Annotated in this window: 3 protein-coding genes and 1 pseudogene; all 4 read left to right on the forward strand. The window is 49.2% G+C overall.

Going from position 1 to position 4590, the window contains the following annotated elements; translation table 11 throughout:
• Positions 1–213: 213 nt before the first annotated feature.
• The 4 genes and pseudogenes from HOK28_14465 to HOK28_14480 all read left to right on the forward strand — a co-directional run bounded on the left by HOK28_14465 (position 214) and on the right by HOK28_14480 (position 4503).
• Positions 214–549 carry a multidrug efflux SMR transporter gene (locus tag HOK28_14465; GenBank protein ID MBT6434299.1) on the forward strand — a complete coding sequence of 112 codons (336 nt, stop codon included), beginning with the start codon at positions 214–216 and terminating at the stop codon, positions 547–549.
• A gap of 209 nt (positions 550–758) precedes the next feature.
• On the forward strand, positions 759–2297 hold the full coding sequence (locus HOK28_14470) for an aldehyde dehydrogenase family protein (protein MBT6434300.1): 1539 nt from the start codon (positions 759–761) through the stop codon (positions 2295–2297).
• Positions 2298–2481: 184 nt separating this feature from the next.
• Positions 2482–3543 (forward strand): NAD-dependent epimerase/dehydratase family protein, encoded by a 1062-nt coding sequence (locus HOK28_14475; GenBank protein MBT6434301.1) that lies wholly within the window; start codon positions 2482–2484, stop codon positions 3541–3543.
• Positions 3544–3545: 2 nt separating this feature from the next.
• Positions 3546–4503, forward strand: a pseudogene (locus HOK28_14480) (DNA-binding protein).
• Positions 4504–4590 lie beyond the last annotated feature (87 nt).

Raw genomic sequence — 4590 nt, forward strand, 5'->3', positions numbered from 1 at the left:
AATAAGCTGGAAAAGCGACTTGTGATTGGGAGTGCTATTTTTGGGGTAGGTTGGGCATTGGGCGGCTATTGTCCAGGGCCAGCGGTTTCATCCATGTCTGGTTTGGGTGTGGAACCACTTCTGTTTACGGGTGCAATGCTAGCGGGCATGTTTGTCTACGACATAATCTTGCGAAAATCCCCTCAGCAAGATTGAACGATTGGGAAGTCTAAGATGAGTTATATCTTTTTGGCGGTTGCGGTCTTGGCTGAGGTCATTGCCACTTCGGCTTTGAAGGCCTCCGAAGAATTCACGAAACTGTGGCCAAGTTTGATAGTCATTGTTGGATACAGTGTGGCTTTTTATCTCCTGTCCCTTTGTTTAAAGACCATACCCTTAGGAGTGATGTACGCCATATGGTCCGGTTTAGGAGTCTTCCTGGTTACGCTTGTTGGTTGGTTCTACTACAAGGAAACACTCGATCTGCCGGCCATTGTTGGCATAACGCTCATTCTTTCTGGCGTTTTTGTGATTCGGATCTTTTCAAGCGCAGGCAGCAGCGCAGGCTGATTTATCGCCCTCGTACCGCGCTCTCATACCTCTTTGAGGGGCGTTACCACCCGTTACACCGTTTTGGGCTCTGAGTGGATGACACGCATTGTCATGGCTTGGGTATTCCCGTACCTTGTGACAGGTGAAACACGTTTCACTGTGCAGATAAACATCTTGCTTGATTGCTAAATTGTGGGAAGCAGCAAGCCAGAGACCAGGGGAAATCAATGGCTATAGTCACCGCAGTTAAGGTGCCTGAAGGCGAGCGTCGAAAGTTACAGCTGCAGAGTCCTGCCAATCTAAGAGTGATTGGTGAGATTGAAGTTGATCGATTGGACGATGTCCAAAGTGCGCTGGTGCGTGCCCGGGCCGCTCAAAAAAGTTGGGGAGCTTTAACTCCCAAAAAACGCGCGAGCTATGTGTTTAAAGCTTTAAAAATCCTCCTAGACAATATGGACGATTATGTTGATGTGGTTTTGCGCGAAAGCGGGAAGGCTGCCACTGAAGCTTTAATGATCGAAATTTTCGCCGCGTGTGATGTTATGCGTTACTACGGTAAGCGCGCGCCGAAGATTCTCAAAACGAAAAAAATGAACCTTCATGGAGCTCTAAGATTCTCCAAAAAACTTCACATTATTCAGCAGCCATTGGGGGTTATTGGTGTGATTAGCCCATGGAATGGGCCTTTTATTCTCTCGCTTAATCCCACGGTTCAGGCGCTTCTGGCAGGAAATGCGGTTTTGCTAAAGCCATCCGAGGTCACGCCTTTTTCGGGTAAACTCGTTGGTGAACTTTTTGCTGAAGCCGGCTTACCAGAAAACGTTTTGCAAGTTGTGCAGGGCGATGGTGAAACAGGTGCCGCTTTAATTGAGTCAGGCGTAGATAAGATTTGTTTCACCGGCAGCGTGGGAACAGGCCGTAAGGTTGCGGTCGCATGCGCTGAGAAGTTGATACCGTGTACCCTTGAATTGGGAGGCAAAGACCCGATGGTGGTTTGCGCCGATGCGAATATTGAGCGCGCTGCGGCTGGGGCTGTGGCCGGTTCTATTTTCAACACGGGGCAATATTGCTGCGGCACAGAAAGAATTTATGTCGTTGAAGAGGTCGCAGAAGAGTTCATTTCGAGTGTAGTTGAGCGCGTGAAGGGTCTTCGGCAAGCTGCCGAGGGAGAATTCGACGTCGGTGCTATCTTTTTCGAAAGACAACTGCAGCTTATCGAGCGGCAAGTTCAAGATGCCGTTGAAAAAGGCGCGAAGGTGCTTGTCGGTGGGCGTAAAAATCCCGAACTTGATGGTTTGTTTTATGAGCCTACGGTCTTGGTCGATGTTACCCACGATATGGATATTATGGTGGATGAGACGTTTGGACCTGTTTTACCCATCATGGTTGTTAAAGACGAAGCTGAAGCGATGCATATGGCCAACCAAACGGAGTATGGTCTCAGCTCGAATGTCTGGACGAAGGACTCCTCCAAAGGGGTTAAGCTCGCCTCACAGATCGATGCGGGAAGCTGCTCCGTGAATGATATGGCGATGGCTTACGGCGCCTTGGAAGCTCCATTTGGTGGACGTAAAAGCAGTGGTATGGGCCAAGTTAACGGGCAAAACGGCCTCTTGAATTATACGTTTCAACAATCGGTTATTGTGGATACGTGGGGTGGCTTCATTACAAGTACGCACTACCCGTATTCGCTGGAAAAAGACGATGGCATGAAGAAGTTTATGCGCTTTCTCTGGGCAAGCCCTTTTGGGCGTTTGTTTACCTGATTTTACGTTTTAGACGTCCGTCTGAAACTCTGTAGTTACCCGTATTCTTTATGTTTTATTGGCCGATTACGGACCTTTACGAGAGAGGGGTGGAACATGTTCCACTCGGCCTTGCAGAGGGGGGTGAAACATGTTTCAGTGAGGCCTGGGGAATTCGTCTTTGTAGCACTTCAAAGGATAAAAAATGACAGAACAAACCGAACATCGACCGAAGGTTGCCATGGTCACTGGAGCCAGTGGATTCATAGGCTCGCACCTTGTGAAGATTCTTTTGGACGAAGGCGTGAAAGTGAGAGCTCTGGTCCGAAAGGGTGACCCGCTCAACAATCTTTACGGGCTTGATATCGATATGGTGGAAGGTGACCTATTGGATGTAGACTCGTTAAAGTCTTGCCTCGAAGGTTGCGATACTGTTTTTCACTTTGCGGCGATTTACGCTTACTGGCTGCCTGATCCAAATGTGATGTACAAAGTAAACATCATTGGAACGCGTAACCTACTCGAAGCTTCCATGGCTGCGGGAATCAAAAAGGTTGTTTATACAAGCTCGATAGCTGCGATTGGTACGCTGCCCGAGGAACAAATCGCAGACGAGACGACCATCTTCAACAATTGGTTGGTCGCTGATCACTATGTGATGAGTAAATACATGGCCGAGCTCGAAGCGCTGAGCTACTGCAACAAGGGCCTCGATGTTGTGGCGTGTAACCCAACATTCCCGTTCGGTGGAAATGACATCGCGCCTACTCCTACAGGCGTTCTCATCCAACGTTATACTTCGGGTAAGAACCCGGTGTGGCTGCCAGGCGGCTTCAATGGAGTGCATGTTAAAGATGTTGCGATGGGGCACTGGCTAGCTTGTCTGAAGGGGCGGCCCGGTGAACGTTACATCCTCGGTGGCCATAACCTTACCTATAAAGAACTCGGCATGATGGTCTGCGAAATCGCAAACGTGGCCAAGCCCAAGCACGAACTCAAAACGGGTCTGATTAGTTTTATAGGAAAGATAAACGAATGGATTTCAAACAACATTACGCACAAGGAACCTTTGATTGTCGATAAGGCGATTCAGTACACGGGCGGGCGCTATCTATGGGTCGATGTATCCAAGGCTAAACGTGAACTGGGGTACGACCCAGGGCCTATTGATGTGGCCATCAAAGATTCAGTTTCTTGGTTTATGGGCGGACGAGACAAGGCACTTGAGAAGAAACAAGTACCTCAGCTAACAGAGGTGAAGGCGTAAGTATGACCGATTCTCAAAATACTTCTGACGAAATATTAACAGCGCCGTATGTGATGGAGTTTGCATACAAGCGTACGCTGGGCACTGTACTGAGCGATTTCTTTACAGGGCTTCGGGATGGAAAAATCTTTGGAATTAAGGCCAGAGATGGACGCGTTATTGTGCCGCCCCAGGAGTATGACCCGGAGACCAGTGAAGACCTTACGGAAATGGTTCAAGTGAAGGATACGGGCGTGGTTACAACCTGGTCCTGGATTGAGAAACCACGAGAGAAGCACCCGATGCAGAAACCATTTGGTTGGGCGCTTATCAAGCTCGATGGAGCAGATACGGCCATGCTGCATATTGTAGATGCAGGAAATATCGATGCGATGTCGACTGGAATGCGCGTGAAGGCACGTTGGGCGGACGAGCGTGTCGGATACATGACGGACATTACTTGCTTTGAGCCGGAGGCCTGAAATGAGCGACGAGAACAAAAAAGTAACAGGCTTTAAAGTGCCGACCCGTCTTGATTATACCATTGGCGCTGGAGTTGCCCGTGGTCGCTTTCTTAAAGCGATTAAGGAAGGGCGCATTATTGGTCAGCGGTGCCCGGCTACAAAAAAAGTCTATGTGCCGCCGCGAGGCCCCAGTCCAGTAACGGGTACGGAGATGACTGAGGAAGTTGAGTTGCCGGCGCAAGGCATTATCACCACTTTCTGTATCGTGAACGTACCGTTCCCAGGACAAAAGATGAAGATTCCATTTTTGGCGGCTTCAATTCTTTTAGACGGCTCAGATATCCCGATGCTTCACCTAATAGGTGACTGCGAACTCTCAGATGTGCGCATGGGGATGCGTGTTAAAGCTGTATGGCGTCCTAAAGAAGAGTGGGACTACACCACTGAAAACATCAAGTATTTCTCACCCACCGGTGAACCCGATGCCCCATTTGAATTGTATAAGGAGCACCTCTGATGAAAGAGATAGCCATCATTGGATTTGCGCAGGCAAAGAACGTGCGGCGAGAGCCTGTCCGGAGTGAAACAGAGCTTGTTTCCCCGG

The organism is Deltaproteobacteria bacterium, from assembly GCA_018668695.1.
Classification (GTDB): domain Bacteria; phylum Myxococcota; class XYA12-FULL-58-9; order XYA12-FULL-58-9; family JABJBS01; genus JABJBS01.

What these genes read in the sequence shown, in the direction of transcription:
- HOK28_14465 (MBT6434299.1), top strand. Translation starts at nt 214, where the DNA reads ATGAGTTATATCTTTTTGGCGGTTGCGGTCTTGGCTGAGGTCATTGCC.
- HOK28_14470 (MBT6434300.1), top strand. Translation starts at nt 759, where the DNA reads ATGGCTATAGTCACCGCAGTTAAGGTGCCTGAAGGCGAGCGTCGAAAG.
- HOK28_14475 (MBT6434301.1), top strand. Translation starts at nt 2,482, where the DNA reads ATGACAGAACAAACCGAACATCGACCGAAGGTTGCCATGGTCACTGGA.